General features: G+C 45.0%; 17 protein-coding genes. 1 reads left to right on the top strand and 16 read right to left on the bottom strand.

Annotation, left to right across the window (positions count from 1 at the left end):
- The first annotated feature begins 57 nt into the window (after positions 1-57).
- Complete coding sequence (gene pta, locus NP165_RS05060; RefSeq protein WP_257085226.1) at positions 58-2,202, top strand: phosphate acetyltransferase; 2,145 nt, start codon at positions 58-60, stop codon at positions 2,200-2,202.
- 55 nt (positions 2,203-2,257) lie between these two features.
- On the opposite strand, the gene NP165_RS05055 is transcribed toward pta, so the two are convergent.
- From NP165_RS05055 to dctP, 16 genes are all read right to left on the bottom strand, one after another.
- Positions 2,258-3,532 carry an MgtC/SapB family protein gene (locus NP165_RS05055; RefSeq protein WP_257085225.1) on the bottom strand — a complete coding sequence of 425 codons (1,275 nt, stop codon included), beginning with the start codon at positions 3,530-3,532 and terminating at the stop codon, positions 2,258-2,260.
- 138 nt (positions 3,533-3,670) lie between these two features.
- Positions 3,671-4,615 (bottom strand): glutathione S-transferase family protein, encoded by a 945-nt coding sequence (locus NP165_RS05050; protein WP_257085224.1) that lies wholly within the window; start codon positions 4,613-4,615, stop codon positions 3,671-3,673.
- A 160-nt stretch (positions 4,616-4,775) separates the two neighbouring features.
- A complete protein-coding gene (gene oppF, locus NP165_RS05045) occupies positions 4,776-5,768 on the bottom strand; it encodes a murein tripeptide/oligopeptide ABC transporter ATP binding protein OppF (RefSeq protein WP_306439755.1) in 993 nt (330 codons plus the stop codon).
- Entirely contained in the window at positions 5,765-6,736 is a 972-nt protein-coding gene (locus tag NP165_RS05040; protein ID WP_257085544.1) for an ABC transporter ATP-binding protein, read from the bottom strand. Before NP165_RS05040 ends, oppF begins: the two co-directional genes overlap by 4 nt.
- Positions 6,737-6,763: 27 nt before the next feature.
- Positions 6,764-7,666, bottom strand: coding sequence for an oligopeptide ABC transporter permease OppC (oppC, locus tag NP165_RS05035; RefSeq protein ID WP_257085222.1), 903 nt, complete (start codon positions 7,664-7,666; stop codon positions 6,764-6,766).
- 15 nt (positions 7,667-7,681) lie between these two features.
- Positions 7,682-8,602 carry an oligopeptide ABC transporter permease OppB gene (gene oppB, locus NP165_RS05030; protein WP_257085221.1) on the bottom strand — a complete coding sequence of 307 codons (921 nt, stop codon included), beginning with the start codon at positions 8,600-8,602 and terminating at the stop codon, positions 7,682-7,684.
- 132 nt (positions 8,603-8,734) lie between these two features.
- Positions 8,735-10,357, bottom strand: coding sequence for an ABC transporter substrate-binding protein (locus NP165_RS05025; RefSeq protein WP_257085220.1), 1,623 nt, complete (start codon positions 10,355-10,357; stop codon positions 8,735-8,737).
- Positions 10,358-10,925: 568 nt separating this feature from the next.
- A complete protein-coding gene (locus NP165_RS05020; RefSeq protein WP_257085219.1) occupies positions 10,926-11,318 on the bottom strand; it encodes a DUF2391 family protein in 393 nt (130 codons plus the stop codon).
- Between the two features lie 42 nt (positions 11,319-11,360).
- Complete coding sequence (locus NP165_RS05015; RefSeq protein ID WP_257085218.1) at positions 11,361-11,906, bottom strand: mechanosensitive ion channel domain-containing protein; 546 nt, start codon at positions 11,904-11,906, stop codon at positions 11,361-11,363.
- Positions 11,906-12,841 carry a CorA family divalent cation transporter gene (locus NP165_RS05010; protein WP_257085217.1) on the bottom strand — a complete coding sequence of 312 codons (936 nt, stop codon included), beginning with the start codon at positions 12,839-12,841 and terminating at the stop codon, positions 11,906-11,908. Before NP165_RS05010 ends, NP165_RS05015 begins: the two co-directional genes overlap by 1 nt.
- Before the next feature lie 243 nt (positions 12,842-13,084).
- On the bottom strand, positions 13,085-13,429 hold the full coding sequence (locus NP165_RS05005; protein ID WP_257085216.1) for a 5-carboxymethyl-2-hydroxymuconate Delta-isomerase: 345 nt from the start codon (positions 13,427-13,429) through the stop codon (positions 13,085-13,087).
- A gap of 397 nt (positions 13,430-13,826) precedes the next feature.
- Positions 13,827-14,162, bottom strand: coding sequence for a GYD domain-containing protein (locus NP165_RS05000; RefSeq protein WP_257085215.1), 336 nt, complete (start codon positions 14,160-14,162; stop codon positions 13,827-13,829).
- Positions 14,163-14,165: 3 nt separating this feature from the next.
- Entirely contained in the window at positions 14,166-14,570 is a 405-nt protein-coding gene (locus NP165_RS04995; RefSeq protein WP_257085214.1) for an OsmC family protein, read from the bottom strand.
- A 9-nt stretch (positions 14,571-14,579) separates the two neighbouring features.
- Positions 14,580-15,869, bottom strand: a complete 1,290-nt coding sequence (locus NP165_RS04990; protein ID WP_257085213.1) for a TRAP transporter large permease — start codon at positions 15,867-15,869, stop codon at positions 14,580-14,582.
- A gap of 1 nt (position 15,870) precedes the next feature.
- Positions 15,871-16,377, bottom strand: a complete 507-nt coding sequence (locus NP165_RS04985; RefSeq protein WP_257085212.1) for a TRAP transporter small permease — start codon at positions 16,375-16,377, stop codon at positions 15,871-15,873.
- A 14-nt stretch (positions 16,378-16,391) separates the two neighbouring features.
- A complete protein-coding gene (dctP, locus tag NP165_RS04980) occupies positions 16,392-17,417 on the bottom strand; it encodes a TRAP transporter substrate-binding protein DctP (RefSeq protein WP_257085211.1) in 1,026 nt (341 codons plus the stop codon).
- Positions 17,418-17,439 lie beyond the last annotated feature (22 nt).

The following is a 17,439-nucleotide window of genomic DNA, read 5'->3' as shown; positions in this document are numbered from 1 at the left end:
CCAATCCAAGGAATACGCAGTTGAGCTTTTCTCCCAATAGCTAAAGGTATTCTACGAATGTCTCGTACTATTATGCTTATCCCTGCAAGTGCTGGTGTTGGTCTTACTAGCGTAAGCATGGGTGTTGTTCGCGCAATGGAGCGCAAAGGCGTTAACGTTTCTTTCTACAAGCCTATCTCTCAGCCGCGTACTGGCAATGAACAACCTGATCTGACTTCAACAGTGATCGGTGTTAACAGCGATATCAAGATTGGCGAACCGATGCCTATGTCAGTTGCTGATTCTCTAATCGGTAACGACAACATGGACGAACTACTGGAAACAGTAGTAGAGCGCTACAACCAAATCAACAAAGATGCTGACGTAACGCTAATTGAAGGTCTTGTACCTACTCGTAAGCATCCATTTGCAAACCAAGTGAACGCTGAAATTGCAGCGACTCTGGGTGCTGAAATCGTTCTTGTTGCGACTCCTGGTACTGATAACCCGGCACAGCTTAAAGAGCGTATCGAAGTGGCATGTTCTAACTTCGGTGGCACTAAGAACAAAAACATCTCTGGCGTCATCATCAACAAACTGAACGCACCAGTGGATGAAGCAGGTCGTACTCGCCCTGACCTATCTGAAATCTTCGATGATGCAGACAGCGCGAAGCAAAACGAAATGAAAGTGATGGAAATCTTCAACACTTCTCCAATTCGTGTACTTGGCTGTGTGCCTTGGAGCATCGACCTAATTGCTACTCGTGCAGTAGACATGGCGAAGCACCTGAAAGCTGAAGTGATCAACGAAGGCGATATTAAGACACGTCGTATCAAGAGCATCACGTTCTGTGCACGTTCTCTGCCTCACATGATCGAACATTTCAAACCAGGCTCACTACTAGTAACGTCAGCAGACCGCCCAGACGTAATCGTTGCAGCTTCTCTTGCGGCAATGAACGGCGTTGACATCGGTGCTGTACTTCTAACTGGCGGCTACGACATGCCAGAAGAGATCGTGGGTCTTTGTAAGCCAGCCTTTGATACTGGCCTGCCAATCTTCAAAGCACACGGTAACACTTGGCAGACGTCTTTGAACCTACAAAGCTTCAGCCTAGAAGTGCCTGCAGACGACAAAGAGCGTATCGAGTTTATCAACGAGCACGTAGCAAGCCACATCGACGGTAACTGGATCGAGTCTATGACAGAGGGGACTCAGAAGTCTCGTCGTCTAAGCCCACCAGCATTCCGTTACCAGCTAACTGAATACGCGCGTAAAGCGGGCAAACGTATCGTTCTTCCTGAAGGTGACGAGCCACGTACAGTGAAAGCGGCAGCAATTTGTGCTGAGCGCGGCATTGCAGAATGTGTGCTTCTAGGTAACCCTAAAGAAATCAAACGTGTAGCAGCGCAACAAGGCGTTGAGCTAGGTGCAGGTGTTACGATCATCGATGCAGATTCTGTACGCGAAAACTACGTTGCTCGTCTTGTTGAGCTACGTGGTGCGAAAGGCATGACTGAGGTTGTGGCTCGCGAGAAACTACAAGATTCTGTATTCCTTGGCACAATGATGCTTGAGAACAACGAAGTGGACGGCCTAGTTTCTGGTGCGGTTCATACGACTGCGAACACTATCGTTCCTCCGTTCCAAATCATTAAGACTGCACCAAACGCGTCTATCGTATCCTCAGTATTCTTCATGCTTCTGCCTGATCAAGTACTGGTTTACGGTGACTGTGCAATCAACCCAGACCCAACGGCTGAACAGCTGGCTGAAATCGCTATCCAATCTGCTGACTCTGCAGCGGCATTTGGTATCGAACCACGCGTTGCAATGATCTCTTACTCTACTGGTGAATCTGGTAAGGGTGCAGACGTTGATAAAGTACGTGAAGCAACAAAACTGGCTCAAGAGAAACGTCCTGATCTGATCATTGACGGTCCTCTACAGTACGACGCTGCTATCATGGAAAACGTTGCTGCGTCTAAAGCGCCAAACTCTCCAGTAGCAGGTAAAGCGACAGTATTCGTATTCCCAGACCTAAACACTGGTAACACGACTTACAAAGCAGTACAACGTTCAGCTGATCTAGTATCTATCGGTCCAATGCTGCAAGGCATGCGCAAGCCAGTTAACGATCTGTCTCGTGGTGCACTAGTCGACGACATCGTGTACACAATCGCACTAACCGCGATTCAAGCAGACCAAGAGCAGAAGTAATTCTTCTCCGAATCTGATTTAAGTATTGAAGCCCTCGAATCATCGAGGGCTTTTTCTATTCAACCAACACAAATACCGCAGCTCCAATGAGCACGGTCATCAGCATCGCGGGTGATAACTTGCGTGCTAAAGCCTTATCACCGATAACAATCACCATCCCCATTTTCACTAAAGTATTGACCGAAGACGCCATCAATATCCCCAGTACAGCCGTTGAAATAGAGAGTGTTAATGTACTTTGCCTGCCCAGCGCCAACGAAATCGCATCCACATCCGTAATGCCAGAGACCGCAGCTAACACTAACGTACCGGTATCACCAAACCAATTAGACAACGCGTGAGACAACAACATAATAATCGCCAGTAGCACCCCAAAAAAGACAGCGGATCTCAGTGCCAATGGGTTATTCTGGTTGTTGGTCTGTTCTATGTTTTCACCATCGCTTTCACGCCAGATCCACCATGCAAACAAGTACATCGTCGCCATCATCGCCATCATCACGGGCCATAATGACTGAACCAACGCTGGATTTAATACCGCCAAAATCACCACAAGACGCGGAAACATAGTGCCACAACTTAGCAAAATGCCGCTTGCCAGCAATGAGCTAATATTAGGCTGTTCTTTAGATAGCTGAGAGAATTGTAACGTCAATGCTGTTGAAGAGCTCAACCCCGCGAAGACAGACGTAAACAATACACCCCGCTTCGCACCACCTATTTTGATAGCAAAATAGCCTATAAAAGAGATGCTGGCGATAAGCACTACCATCCACCAAATCTGGTATGGGTTCAGAGCTTTCCAAGGCCCATAAGACTGATTAGGTAGCAGTGGCAAGAAGACAATCGAGATCAATAGCAATCGCAGCGCCGCATCCAGCTCGTACTCTTGAAGTTTTTGCAGGGCGTCATGCAGCTCTCTTTTATTATCCAATACTAGAGCAGTGATTACAGCGGCTGAAGCGGCGAGCACAGCCTGCCCGGATAACGCCAAACAGCCAATCACAAACGTAATCAGCAGGCTTACTACACCGGTAATGCTTATGCTTGTATTTCTTCTTTGCTGAATGATATACGCGATCCCAGCCAGCATGATAAGAGCAACCAACGCAAAGCCTATCAATAAAGGAGTGTAAATATGAGCAAGAATGGCCGTCAGGCCACCAAGTAAGCTGACTAACGAAAAAGTACGGATCCCGGCAACACGGCTTCCTTCTATGCTATGCCTCAATACCCAGCCACGTTGGGTGCCAATGATCGCCCCAAGTAACAAAGAGACAAACAAGTTCCAAATATGGTTGTCACCACCTACAAATTCACTGATATCCATATTGCTCCTAATCGAGATAACTACCCTCTAATCATCAGTTTAGGAGCTTTCAAGGATTAATCTGTGAGTCAGGTTGTACAATCGTTCCAATCAGGAGAATTACGGGGTAGCCCAAGTTAAACCGAGCTTAGGATATTTTTAAACGCCCTCTCTGCCATGCGGAGTGTCCAAATCTAGATCAGGCCCCGCTGGGACCACTTGCGTCGGATTGATTCCCGTATGGCTGTAATAGTAGTGACGCTTGATGTGATAAAAATCCGTGGTTTTCTTGATGCCTTCCACTTGGTACAACTCTTTGAGGTAACCTTGCAAGTTAGGATAGTCTTGGATTCGCTTTTTATTGCATTTGAAATGCCCTACATACACCGCATCAAAACGAATCAACGTCGTGAACAATCGCCAATCTGCCTCTGTCAGTACATCTCCGGCAAGGTAGCGGCTGGTTGCTAAGTGACTGTCTAGCTTATCTAAAGCTGAAAACAGGTCTTCAAAGGCCTCTTCGTAAGCGTCTTGCGTCGTCGCAAAACCACAGCGATAAACACCGTTATTGATGTTTGAATAGACAAAATGGTTCCACTCTTCAATCAAGCCTTGCAACTCTTCCGGATAATAATCGTTGGTATTTCCAGTGATGTGATTAAACTCAGAGTTGAACATCCGAATAATTTCAGACGACTCATTACTGACTATCGTGTTGTACTTTTTGTCCCAGAGGACGGGAACGGTCACCCTCCCTGTATAGTCAGGTTTGGCGTGTGTGTATATTTGATGCAAACGCTTATAACCGAACAGTGGTTCAGGGAGCCCCATTTGCCAGCCTTCTTTCAGCATGTCAGGGCACACTACGGTCACATCTATGTGGTTCTCTAAGTTCTTAAGTGTACGAAAAATAAGAGTACGATGTGCCCATGGACAAGCTAACGACACATACAAATGATAGCGACCCGATTCTGGCTGAAACTTTGCATCTGGTTCTTTTTTTATCCAGTCGCGAAAACCAGCGTCTTCACGTACAAATTTGCCTCCACTTGACTTAGTGTCATACCACACATCATGCCAAATGCCGTCAACTAGCTTACCCATGCCGCTCTCCTACTCTATTGCGTTATTGCTCTAGTATAAAAAATGCCATTCATCTCATAACCCAAATCTGTTGGCTTAGATGTTCAAATATTTTGAAGGAGTACAAAAAAAGCGCGACTCCCGAAAGATGCCGCGCTTAAGCCGTCACAGGCTGAATGGTTTAAACTTCAACATGTATACACGATACAGCGTGAATATCGGTACCTTTAATCGTAGGTTTGATCTTCGAGCACTCTTCTGTCGCTTGCGGGCATCGAGTACGGAATACACAACCAGATGGCGGGCTAATTGGAGAAGGTAAGTCACCTTCCAACATTTGGATTTTCTTATTGCGCTCAATATTAGGGTCCGGAATCGGAACCGCAGACATCAGTGCGCGTGTGTATGGGTGCTTAGGATCAGCGAACAGTGCATCTGATTCACCAAGTTCTACCGCGTTACCTAGGTACATCACCAATACGCGGTCAGAGATGTGCTTCACTACCGACAAGTCATGCGCGATGAATACCAAAGAAAGCCTTAGCTCTTTTTGCAGCTCTTTCAGCAAGTTTACAACCTGAGCCTGAATCGATACATCCAGTGCCGATACTGGTTCATCACAGATGATCATTTTTGGCTTCAAGATAAGTGCACGTGCAATACCGATACGCTGACACTGACCACCAGAGAACTCGTGCGGATAACGGTTGATCACGTTTGGTAGCAGACCTACCTTCGCCATCATCTCTTTAACTCGGTCTTTTACTTCTTGCTTAGACAGTTCTGGGTAGAACGTTTCCAATGGCTCTGCGATGATATCACCGACGGTCATACGCGGGTTAAGAGACGCCAGAGGATCTTGGAAAATCATCTGAATTTCTTTACGCGTTTCACGACGCTTCACTTCTTGCATTTTAGTCAGGTCTTGACCCAACCACACGACTTCACCTTCCGTCGCTTCAACTAGACCAATAATCGCACGTGCAAACGTCGATTTACCACAGCCTGACTCGCCTACTACACCAAGCGTTTCCCCTTCGTACAAGCGAACGTTGACACCATCAACCGCTTTTAGGTTCGAAGGCTTAGACCAAGGCCATGCAGACTTTGCTGCTATGCTAAAGTGAACTTTAAGATTTTTCACATCCAGAATTAGGTTTTTATCGATACTCATTTCTTCCAAGCCTCCCAATCAGAAAAACATGCACGCTGACGGCCATCACCGAATGGAGTCAGGATCGGTGCCTCACGCTTACAACGGTCCATCACACGATGGCAACGCTCTTGGTAAGGGCAGCCAGGTGGTAGGCGAAGTAAGTTAGGCGGGTTGCCTGGAATGGTTGGCAGGATCTCACCTTCTGTATCAAGGCGAGGGATCGCTTTTAATAGGCCTTCCGCGTATGGGTGGCTTGGGTTGTAGAAGATTTCATCTACTGTACCGTATTCCATTGTACGACCTGCGTACATTACCAATACTTTGTCACATGAACCTGCAACAACACCAAGATCGTGCGTAATCATGATGATGGCGGTATTGAACTCGTCTTTTAGCTCGTTAAGCAGATCCATAATCTGCGCCTGAACGGTTACGTCCAGTGCCGTTGTCGGCTCATCGGCAATCAACAGCTTTGGACGACATAGTAATGCCATCGCAATCATTACACGCTGACGCATACCGCCTGAAAACTCGTGCGGGTACATGGTGATACGCTTACGAGCTTCAGGAATTTTCACCGCTTCTAGCATACGAACAGATTCTTCGAATGCTTCCGCTTTGCCCATGCCTTTGTGCAGCATCAGAACTTCCATCAGCTGATCACTAACTTTCATGTAAGGGTTAAGCGATGTCATCGGATCTTGGAAGATCATGGCGATCTGTTCAGCACGAACCTTGTTCAGCTCTTTTTCTGGAAGGTTTAGGATTTCTTTACCTTCGAATTTGGCACTACCTGAGATAATGCCGTTTTTAGCCAGTAGACCCATGATTGCGAATACTGTCTGGGATTTACCTGAACCTGACTCACCTACGATACCTAGGGTTTCACCTTGATTCAGAGAGAAGTTCAAATCGTTTACTGCGGTTACGATACCATCTTGTGTGGTAAATTCGACGCGCAGATCTTTGACATCTAATAAACTCATCATAGTTTCCTTAATCTTATCTTTTAATTATCTGTCTTTTGGATCCAGCGCATCGCGCAGACCGTCACCAACGTAGTTGAAGCAGAACAGAGTCACAACCATGAATACAGCAGGGAATGCTAGTTGCCAGATTGCTACTTCCATTGTCTGTGCACCTTCTTGTAGAAGTGCGCCCCAACTTGTCATTGGCTCCTGAACACCAAGACCAAGGAATGATAGGAATGATTCAGTCAAAATCATGCTTGGGATTAGAAGCGTCGAGTAAACCGCTACGATACCCAATACGTTTGGCACGATATGGCGAGTGATGATTTTCCATTTACTTACACCACAAACGTGTGCTGCTTCGATAAATTCTTTGCTGCGTAAGCTCAGTGTTTGACCACGTACGATACGCGCCATGTCTAGCCAAGCAATCGCACCGATAGCAACGAAGATAAGAATGATGTTACGACCGAAGAATGTGACTAGTACGATAACGAGGAACATAAATGGTACAGCGTAAAGGATCTCTAGGATACGCATCATAATGCGGTCAACTCTACCCCCAATGAAGCCAGATGCCGCGCCGTAAAGCGTACCAATCAGTACCGCTACGAATGCGCCCATCACGCCAACCATTAGCGAGATACGGCCACCAATCAAAGTACGTACGTACAGGTCTCGGCCTAAACTGTCTGTACCAAACCAGTGGTCAGCGTTTGGGCCAACGTGCATTGCGTACCAGTCAGTATCATCAAATGTATATGGAGCAAGCATCGGCAATACAATAACTGCCAACGTCATGATAAGTAGGATAAATAGGCTCACCATTGCCGCTTTGTTGCGCATAAAGCGGATTCGAGCGTCTTGCCATAGACTGCGACCTTCGATCTCTAAATTTTCAGAGAATTTTTCAATCGCTTCTAGGTTTTCTTTTTTCGTTAACATAACCAAATGTCCCTGTTAGTAGCGAATTTTCGGGTCAATCATTGCAAGTAGAATATCTACAATCGCGTTGAATAGAATGAATAGGAAACCAATCAGAATGGTTACACCCATTACTAACGAGTAATCACGGTTGAATGCTGCGTTAACGAATAACTTACCGATACCAGGTAAACCAAAGATGGTTTCGATAACAACTGAACCTGTGATGATACCTACGAATGCAGGACCCATGTAAGAAACAACAGGTAGAAGTGCTGGTTTTAGTGCATGTTTGATGATGATGTAGCGGTAACTTAGACCTTTCGCACGAGCAGTACGGATAAAGTTACTGTTCAACGTTTCAATCATCGAGCCACGAGTGATACGAGCAAACGTCGCAACGTACAGCAATGACATACCGATAACTGGAAGAACGAGATATTTCGCACTGCCATCATGCCATCCACCTGCTGGGAAGATATTCCAATGGAGAGAAAATAGATAAATCAGTGCAGGTGCCAAAACAAACGATGGCATAACAACACCCAACATGGCTGTGGACATTATGGTGTAGTCTACCCAAGTGTTCTGCTTCAATGCGGCAATGGTACCGACAGTCACACCCATCACGAGAGTGAAAAGAAAGGCGATGAAACCGACTTTCGCTGAAACTGGTAGTGCGACAGAAATTAGTTCATTTACTGAATAATCAAGGTACTTAAAGGAAGGACCGAAGTCGCCTTGAATAACGTTTGTTAGATAAGTGGTGTACTGTTCAAATACAGGCTTATCCAAACCATATTTTGCTTCGATATTGGCCATTACTTCTGGAGGTAATGGTCGCTCGGTAGAAAATGGGTTACCTGGCGCAAAGCGCATAAGAAAGAAAGATATAGTGATCAAAACCAACATTGTTGGGATCGCCTCAAATATCCTTTTCGCGATGAATTTAAGCATAAACTCACTCTTCCAGTCTGTGACAATGTAATTAAAAAAATCAATCCAAATTCAATTTTAGATTGTAGGTAGGCGCTACATGCAATTTCTCACATGCAGAGCCTAAATTTTATAGTTCTATCGGGTTAAGCGTTACTTAATGATGTATAGATCTTTAGAGTAAATCTTCTCTTCTGGGTTGTTAGCTGGGAAGCCACCCACTTTCGGAGACAGTAGACGTGATTTCACGTACTGGTAGATAGGTGCGATAGGCATATCTTTAGCCATTAGCGCTTCTGCTTCTAGGTAAAGAGCGTTACGTTCTTCTTCAGAAGTAGAGCTCAGCGCTTTGTCGATGATCTCATCGTAAGCTTTGCTATCGTAGTGGATACCGCCAGTGGTGTTGTTGCTCTTCATTAGAGTTAGGAATGAAGACGCTTCGTTATAGTCACCACACCAACCTGCGCGCGCTACCTCGAAGTCACCTGAGTCTTTCGAAGATAAGTAAGTCTTCCACTCTTGGTTTTCTAGCGTTACATCTAGACCTAGAGTTTTCTTCCACATTGAACCTAAAGCAACCGCCACTTTCTTGTGGTTTTCAGATGTATTGTAAAGAAGGTTAAATTTCAGTGGATTGTCTTTGCCGTAACCCGCTTCAGCTAGAAGACGCGCCGCTTCCTCGTCACGCTCTTTCTGCGTCATTTGACCGTATTCTGGCATGACTGGGTTGAAGCCAGACGTGATCTCAGGTGTCAAGAAGTAAGCTGGTTTTTGACCTTGTCCCATGATCGCATCACTAACGATGTTGCGGTCAATCGCGTAAGAGATCGCTTTACGTACGCGCACATCATCGAATGGGGCTTTCTTAGTGTTAAAGATGTAGTAGTAAGTACATAAGTTACCCACTACTGACAGTGATTCTGGGTGTTCTTTCTTCAGACGTTTGAAGTGCTCAACTGGAACATCGTAGCTGATGTTAATTTCACCCGATAGGAAACGGTTCATCTCAGCTACTTGGTTTTCGATCGGTAGGAACGTAACCTTGTTTAGAGTGGTGTTTTCGTTGTCCCAATATTGTTCGTTACGCTTAAGAACTAGACGCTCGTTCACTACCCACTTGTCTACAACGTACGCACCGTTACCCACGAAGTTTTCAGGTTTTGTCCACTTATCACCGAACTTTTCAACGGTTGCTTTATGAACTGGTTTAACGGTCGTGTGACCCATCATCATAACAAAGTATGGTACCGCTGCGTCTAGCTCAACCACTAGCGTGTGATCGTCAACTGCTTTAACACCTAGCTCGCTCTTGTCCTTTTTACCAGCGACGATGTCTTTAGCATTCTTCATCTTGGTGTATTCCATGTACCAAGCGTATGGAGAAGCGGTTGCAGGATCAACTGCACGTTGGAAACTGTATACGAAGTCGCCTGCTGTTACAGGGTCGCCGTTAGACCATTTTGCGTCTTTACGTAGGTGGAAAGTGAATGTTTTGTTGTCTGCTGTTTCCCAAGACTCAGCAACACCTGGGGTAGTGTTACCATCCGCATCTTGGTTCACCAAGCCTTCAAGAAGATCACGAATAACGTGAGACTCTGGAACACCTTGAGATTTGTGCGGGTCGATTGTTGCAACTTCAGTACCATTACCACGAACAATTTCTTGTGTTGCTGCTAGCTCAGTTCCTGCTGGAACGTTTGCTGCTAGAGCTGCGGTTGAGGCCATTGCGAAACCAGCACCTAGAAGAAGGGCTTGAGTGATTTTGTTTTTATACATGCGTAAACTCCAAGTTTTTCATTTGCATCCATGACTTCCTTGTATGCTCACTAGAACGGCCAGTGATTTAGAGTTTTTTAGAGCAACAATCGAGCACAAAAAATCTAAAGACATACAAAGATCGCGGCACACATTACCAACCATCAAAGTAATTTGCCATAAAAATGTAGTGATAAATCGCATAATTCCCCATTCAGGTCAAAATTTCAGGGGAAAATACTACTTAGCCTTAGTTCAGTCAGAATGATCGAATAATCGACTCAAACCAAGCAACCTTAAATGTCACTTCATCTAATAAGAAGCCGTAATCTAGCATCTTATGCTAAGTATTGTGCAGAAAAATTAACATTAAATATGCAAACCACCTAACATTTTGCAACATTCACCTGATTAGACCTCTTGAAGTGTGAACGCTATCACTGCTTGTATCACACTACGGAATCAGCCTAGATTTGGGATATTCTACGCGTCGAGTAGGTATAAGATTGCATTATTAGAGGGACTTTGGGGAGTTTTAGGGTAACCATCAAGAAATGTAAAATTGCGACCCACTTCAACCAAGAGGTCGTCATTCTTTATCAAAGCTATCCACAACAATCGCACCCATTGAAGCTGGCATGGATATAACGATGATGCGTTTAAACGCAACTAATGGATCTGAGATAACGGGCAACTTGTCGAGACAAAACAAAACTAGAGCCACGACCAATGCCGTCATGAGGTAGGCAACAATAATCCTGAAGATGAACACAAACTTCCGAGATTGAATATTCTTCTGGAATACACTCTCGTAGGTATATAGCCCTAAGAAAACAATAGATAAGGTGAACAATAAAGCGAGATTCTGGCTGGGCAGTGTTTCCCCCAGCTTCCAGGCTTCTTCAGAAAAAGAGATAGGCACTGCCAAAGCAAACGCTCCGACAAATATCTGGCTTGCATCTTCTATATTAAAACTTTTCATATCGCACCTAATATCGCTTCAGCAATTTACGTTTCCAGAGCACTACTTTTCGTTAGAAATGGCAGGAACATCTGGCAAGGTTAGCAATTTTGTTACCCCTTTTTGTAAAATCAGGTTGTTAGGGTAAGTAATGATATTTCCATTTGAATGGCGAAGAATGACATGGAACATTGTTATATCAATAATGATGCCGCTGATGTCTTCATCCTTATCTGCCACTTTTACCCTATCCCCTATTCGGTATGGAAACACAAAGAAAATCAATACACTTGCTGTCAAGTTGCTTAAAATCGACCACTGAGCGAATAATGCAACACCCAACACCGCAAATATAGAAGATAAAAACACCGACACATCGCCAAAGCCGACATCTAGAATGATCAAAAAGAAAGCGATAAACAGTCCAAAAACAGCGACATTAAACGCCTTAACAACAAACTGAGTACGATTTACGGAAACGTTTTTGCTTTCCGCCAACGATTCAATCCACCGTTGTCCCAATCGCTTAACCACCAAATAGACAATGATTAATGCAATGCCAAGTGCTGCCTGCTTAATCAACACATTGCTTTGGATAAATTCAATCACTAGATAAACCTCAACTTCTTAAGTATGACCACTTCCAAGGCGACAATAGCCAACAAGGCTACGCAGAAAAGAGTAAATGCAATCGGATTTTCTGTCCCTGGAATACCTGCAATGTTCACCCCAAGCAATCCGGTGAAAAAACCAGCAGGTAAAAAGACCCCAGCAATCACAGAAAACAGATAGGTGTTTCTATTCATCTTCTCTGCGTTTTGCTGATTGACGTTCATGAGATAAACACCGATTTGTTCAATGTAAAACTCGACCGATTCATTGATCCTAGCCATCATATCCAAACAGTTCTTTAATTCATTCTGCTGCTTAGACAGCACGGATGGGTGACTAGCCAGTAAATCTTCTAATACATACTTTTGCGGTTTGAGATAACGCCTTAATCTCAATAAACGAGTATGGATCGCGTTTAGACTTTTCAGATCGGTATTCGATTCCACATTCAGTTCGTCTAGCAGCTCTTCAACCGGATCCAAGAAGTCTGAAATATTGCGGTTGATCCGGTTGACCATACCAAGAATCAGTTCCTGAAGCGTTTTTGGCCCCTGCCCCTCCTCCAGCTGAGTTACGAGCGATGTGACCGCACGTGATGGTACTTTTCTGGTAGAAATGACTGCGCCTTTGTACCAGAGAATACGCAAACTCAGCATATCATCGGGTGCAGCGCCTTCGTTAAAGTTCATACCTCGGAGAATGATTAAGAAACAGTCCTCAGAATATTGCTCAAACCTAGGGCGCGTATCGTCTGCAAGTAGCGAATCAACAATAGCATTTGAAATGCCATTTCCGACCAACCATTCCCTTAGACCAAGCGCGTCACGCTGACAGTGATACCAAACAGAAGGAACAATTGAATCAGAACTCGGCTCATATTTCTCAGCCTGAGCGGTGCTGAATAGCCAACTTGTAATCAAAAACTCTTTCATAGTGTGACCTTATTTATCAAATCTAATCATGAACCAGAACTGCTCAAGCTGTTAAATTTTTCACATTGAGCTATTAGCTTAATTTATCAGTGGTTTACGTCAATCAATTCTCATCAACTCACGGACAGAGTTCAATCCAACGTGAGTATAGAGTTAAAGCTCCGGGCGGCGGATAATTGATGAACTTAAACGGATAAGAAAGAAAAATATTGTGATTGTGAGGATAAAAGGGTTTTGTGAATATTAGTCTCCTGACACAACACGCTTCGAGTAACTGTCTCGGTCCATATCCACAACTTCGACGGTTAGAGATACATCCGTTAATGCGAGCGATTCCAGCTTTGCCAGCACAGATTGTGACAGTTTGAGTTTGGCGTCATCACTGCGACCTGAAAGAATACGCAGCGTCACATGGATAAAATCTTGTCGCTCGGTACCCGTTTGGAAATGGTCATACGCGATGCTGCGAACTTTAATATCGCGACCATCTGCTTCGAATAATTGAGACTCTAAAGCGCCCTGAAATACAACTTGATTGAGTTCACTCGCATTGAGAGAGGATGAGTGTTCGATAATACAATGAGGCATTTTTACTCCTTAAAAATAACGCCACATTTAGGGAAAGTGTTATTGCCGCTGGCATAAGTGGCTTTGCCTACGACATAGATGAAGATTAACAGACCTTGAACGCTCACCCTAGCGGTTTTAATGCAACATTTTCTCTAAAGATGTCAGTGAGTTAAGTCTTTCGGAGGAATAGGAGAATCCGGATATTCGTATTGGACCGTGGTTTACTGAGTCAGAGCGATACCGCGATTGCCTACGAATCAATATTGGTTTTGCACCAGAAGCTGAGACATTGGAATATCTAGAAAGGTTAATGACGCTCATTAAGCAGCATTGTTCTGATTAAACTGCGGCTGTCACAAACACAAAATAAGCGACCAAGGCCGCTTATTTTTGTTCAAGACTTATGCGAACTTGTTTAGTCTTCTTGAGGCGCTTGATACGCCAAGGAGCCCGCAAGTTTCATCGCTTCGACACCTTTTTCAAATGAGATCATTGGCGTGATATGGAAATGACGCAATCCGCCACCAGCCATGGCTGCCATCGAAAACGCTTTGATGTGTACATGGTCTGGCATTTCAATCACCGCGATTGAATCGTACTCACCAAATGAGATCCAACTACCAATAAACTTACCGCCCATCTTTTCCACGATTGGGATCATGCTGCTTAGTCGATTCTCAGGATTTTTAACCAATCCCGCCATTGCTTCTGCGGTAAAAGCGACTTGAACCAAATACGTTTCTAATGCCATGGCTTATTCCTTCTCTTTCAAGCTAAGTTCAAAAGTACCCGACATGCTGTTGCTAATAGTACAAATGGATTTCGCATCTTGCATCAGCTTTTGGGCAACCTCTAGGTCTGGGTGAATGCCTCGGCTGAGCGCAATTTCGTAATGGGCGAAATGCGCCGGGAGCACGGTACCTTTATGGCCAATCACTTCAAACTGAAACGGTTCAATAGCGATTTTTTTACGCTTCGCAACCATCTGAAGCGACAGCACCATGCATGACGCAATCGAGTAGAGTAGTGTCATTGCTGGGCTTTCCAACGATGGCGTCGCAGTGAACTCACTCTCAGCGGAAGCAAATACCAATGCGCCTTCATCATTTACTTTAGCGAACACCGGTCCGTAGCTAGCTGGTTTGACTTTGATTGTCATACAAATCCTCTAAAAAATCGCATTAGGTAAAATCAGCACCACACTTGGTACTAAGGTAATAATGCCGATAGCCAATAATAAAATTCCCCAATACGGGATGGTGGCTATCGCGGTACGCCCCAAACTGATTTCACCTTTGGTAATGGCGGTTAATACCGAAAGGTTGAGCCCAACGGGCGGTGTGACCTGCCCTATTTCGATCAGGATAGTGATCATCACACCCACCCATATCGGATCAAAACCGAGCCCAGTTAGCAACGGGAAAACGATAGGTAGTGTCATCACCATCAAAGACAAACCATCAAAGACACAACCGAACAGAACATAAATCAAGACGATCAGTAGGAAGATACCGTACTTACCTAAGCCGCTGTCGATAGCTGCTTCAAGAATCGCCTGCGGGACACCGAGAATGCTGACTGATTGAGATAAAATGGCTGCGCCAAGGACAATAAAACCGATCGAAGCAAACATCAACGCACTGCGATAGACAGATTCACCTAGCCCTTTTAGCGTTAGGTCACCCCAGATAAAAGAAATCACAATCGCAACGGCCACACCAACACCTGCCGCTTCCGTCGGGGTCGCGACACCAAACATGATGCTGCCCATGATAGCCAGTATCAGCAGTAGAATCGGCCACACACGCAACATGCCATGTAAGATGAAACCTAAGCTGTATGCGGTATTGTCTCGCGGTGCAATCGAAGGGTTCTTCACACTACGCAGGAAGATATAGAGCATAAACAACGCGCTCACCATCACACCTGGAACAATGCCCGCCGCAAATAATCGGCCGATGGAGGTTTCAGTTAGAGCACCAAAAATCAGTAACGACAAGCTTGGTGGGATCAATAACCCCAACGTGCCTGCTCCGGCAAGACTGCCCACCACGGCTTCTTTGTTGTAACCGCGTTTGCTCAGTTCCGGGTACGCAACAGATCCAATCGCAGCGGCTGTTGATAAGCTTGAACCACTGACCGCTCCAAACAAAGTACACACGGCCACGTTCGAATGTAACAAGCCGCCAGGCACTCGGGCGAAAATCGGCGTAAACGCTGCATAAGCTCGTTCACTGATTCCGCTTCTTAACAAGATTTCACCCAACAAGATAAACATGGGCACTGCGCTAAGGGTAAACGAGTTGAAAATACCCCAAATGGTATCCACCGCCAGATAGGCAGAACCATAGTTAAAGAAATGCAGAAGAATAAGGCCAGTGAAACCAAGTGCAGCACCTAACGCAATACCACTACTCGCGCTAGCCACTAATACTGAGACGAGGGTCGTCCAAAACATCTTAACGTTCCTCTAATTTAATAAAGCCAAGTAATCTTGCGAGATAAATAATACCGCATAGGCCCATCGAAACAGGCACGACGGACATCAGCGGATACAACAAAATTCGTGCAGTTTCGGATTTAAGCTCGCGTTTGATCGCAAACTCCATCCAAGGAATTGCTTCCCAGAAAATCCAACCACAAAAGCTGATACCCACCAAAATGCCAAACAAGATAATCGCTTTTTCCAGAAACGGGGCTCGCGCTTTTAAAGAATCGAGCAGTAATGTCACGCGAATATGTTGCCCTTTCATCGTCGCCATCGGCAACGCCAGAAACAGGCTCGCGCTCATCAATAAACCGACGAGCTCTTCAGCGAAAAACAAAGGAGCATCGAAGAACTTACGCAATACCACACTCGCTACAATAACGACGAGAATCGCCACTAAAGAGAGTGCAGACAAAACGGCAAGAAAAAAGGCTGAACGTTTCAGCCCTTTATCAATAAATGTTGAAACTAAACTCATATTGATGTCAGCAACTATCGACCAAGTGCTTTCAGTACACGCTCACGATATTCTGGCGCTTTACCGCCCGCTTCTTTCGCAAGCTCACCCCAAACTTCCGTTATCGCAGCAGTAAATTCCTGACGATCTTTTTCAGAAAAATCATCCAACCAAGTCACACCACCTTCGGCTAACTTCGCTCGTGCATCAAGTTCTTTCTGGTGATCATCTTCGTATGAGTTGGTACGTTGCCACACCGCATCACCTGCTTCAGTCAACGCTTGCTGGTGTTCTTTAGACAGGGAATCCCACTTATCCTGAGACATACCAAGAATGTATGGGCCTGAAGCCATCGGGTATAAGTAAGCTGCGTACTTAGACACTTCTTGTAACGAGACTGTGTGAGCATAAAGTGCTGGGTAAACTGCACAGTCCACTACGCCTGTTTTCATCGCAACATACATCTCTTCCTGAGGGATAATTTGCGCTGAAATGCCAAGACGACCGAATGTATCCACTTGGTCTTTTGCCCATACACGTAGCTTTTTACCACGCAGGTCATCTAGCGAATTGATTGGATCTTCGCGACAGAAAATAGACGCTTCTAGCATAGGTAACGCAACGTAACCCGTAATCGCTACATCCCAATCTGAGAATTCTTCTTCGTAGATTTTCTTCACTTCTGGTAGCGCGGCGTTCAATTCTTCAACAGAACCAATCGTGCCTTGTACCATGACTGTACTTAAGCTTTCGGCATCACGACCTAAATAGTTGGCCCAAGCTAGGCTCATATCCACAGCGCCACGCGGTAGAAAACGCAATACGTCAGTATTTTTTAGGCCCAATGAACCGCCACTGAATACTTTGATATCAATTTCACCATTAGTTTTGGCTTTTACATCGGCTGCAAACTGCTCTAATTCTCTCGCTTCTGGTCGTGTTTCAGGCAAGAAGTTGTTGAATCGCCACTCTTGAGCTTGAGCAACAGACATTGAAAGCAAGCTTGCGCTTACGCCCCCGAGAATAAATTTGGTCAAGTTTTTCACTTTAAACATTTCCATGTTGTTATTTTTTTAACGTTTC

It is taken from the genome of Vibrio japonicus (genome assembly GCF_024582835.1).
Classification (GTDB): Bacteria; Pseudomonadota; Gammaproteobacteria; order Enterobacterales; family Vibrionaceae; genus Vibrio; species Vibrio japonicus.
Note: the sequence above shows the minus strand (reverse complement) of the source record. Positions and strands in the feature narration are given on the sequence as shown.

Coding starts and splice junctions, on each gene's coding strand:
- NP165_RS04990 (WP_257085213.1), bottom strand. CDS start 15,869: ATGTTTTGGACGACCCTCGTCTCAGTATTAGTGGCTAGCGCGAGTAGT.
- NP165_RS05040 (WP_257085544.1), bottom strand. CDS start 6,736: ATGAGTTTATTAGATGTCAAAGATCTGCGCGTCGAATTTACCACACAA.
- NP165_RS05005 (WP_257085216.1), bottom strand. CDS start 13,429: ATGCCTCATTGTATTATCGAACACTCATCCTCTCTCAATGCGAGTGAA.
- NP165_RS05050 (WP_257085224.1), bottom strand. CDS start 4,615: ATGGGTAAGCTAGTTGACGGCATTTGGCATGATGTGTGGTATGACACT.
- NP165_RS05055 (WP_257085225.1), bottom strand. CDS start 3,532: ATGGATATCAGTGAATTTGTAGGTGGTGACAACCATATTTGGAACTTG.
- oppC (WP_257085222.1), bottom strand. CDS start 7,666: ATGTTAACGAAAAAAGAAAACCTAGAAGCGATTGAAAAATTCTCTGAA.
- NP165_RS04995 (WP_257085214.1), bottom strand. CDS start 14,570: ATGACAATCAAAGTCAAACCAGCTAGCTACGGACCGGTGTTCGCTAAA.
- NP165_RS05000 (WP_257085215.1), bottom strand. CDS start 14,162: ATGGCATTAGAAACGTATTTGGTTCAAGTCGCTTTTACCGCAGAAGCA.
- NP165_RS05020 (WP_257085219.1), bottom strand. CDS start 11,318: ATGAAAAGTTTTAATATAGAAGATGCAAGCCAGATATTTGTCGGAGCG.
- NP165_RS04985 (WP_257085212.1), bottom strand. CDS start 16,377: ATGAGTTTAGTTTCAACATTTATTGATAAAGGGCTGAAACGTTCAGCC.
- NP165_RS05010 (WP_257085217.1), bottom strand. CDS start 12,841: ATGAAAGAGTTTTTGATTACAAGTTGGCTATTCAGCACCGCTCAGGCT.
- oppF (WP_306439755.1), bottom strand. CDS start 5,768: ATGAGTATCGATAAAAACCTAATTCTGGATGTGAAAAATCTTAAAGTT.
- pta (WP_257085226.1), top strand. CDS start 58: ATGTCTCGTACTATTATGCTTATCCCTGCAAGTGCTGGTGTTGGTCTT.
- dctP (WP_257085211.1), bottom strand. CDS start 17,417: ATGGAAATGTTTAAAGTGAAAAACTTGACCAAATTTATTCTCGGGGGC.
- oppB (WP_257085221.1), bottom strand. CDS start 8,602: ATGCTTAAATTCATCGCGAAAAGGATATTTGAGGCGATCCCAACAATG.
- NP165_RS05025 (WP_257085220.1), bottom strand. CDS start 10,357: ATGTATAAAAACAAAATCACTCAAGCCCTTCTTCTAGGTGCTGGTTTC.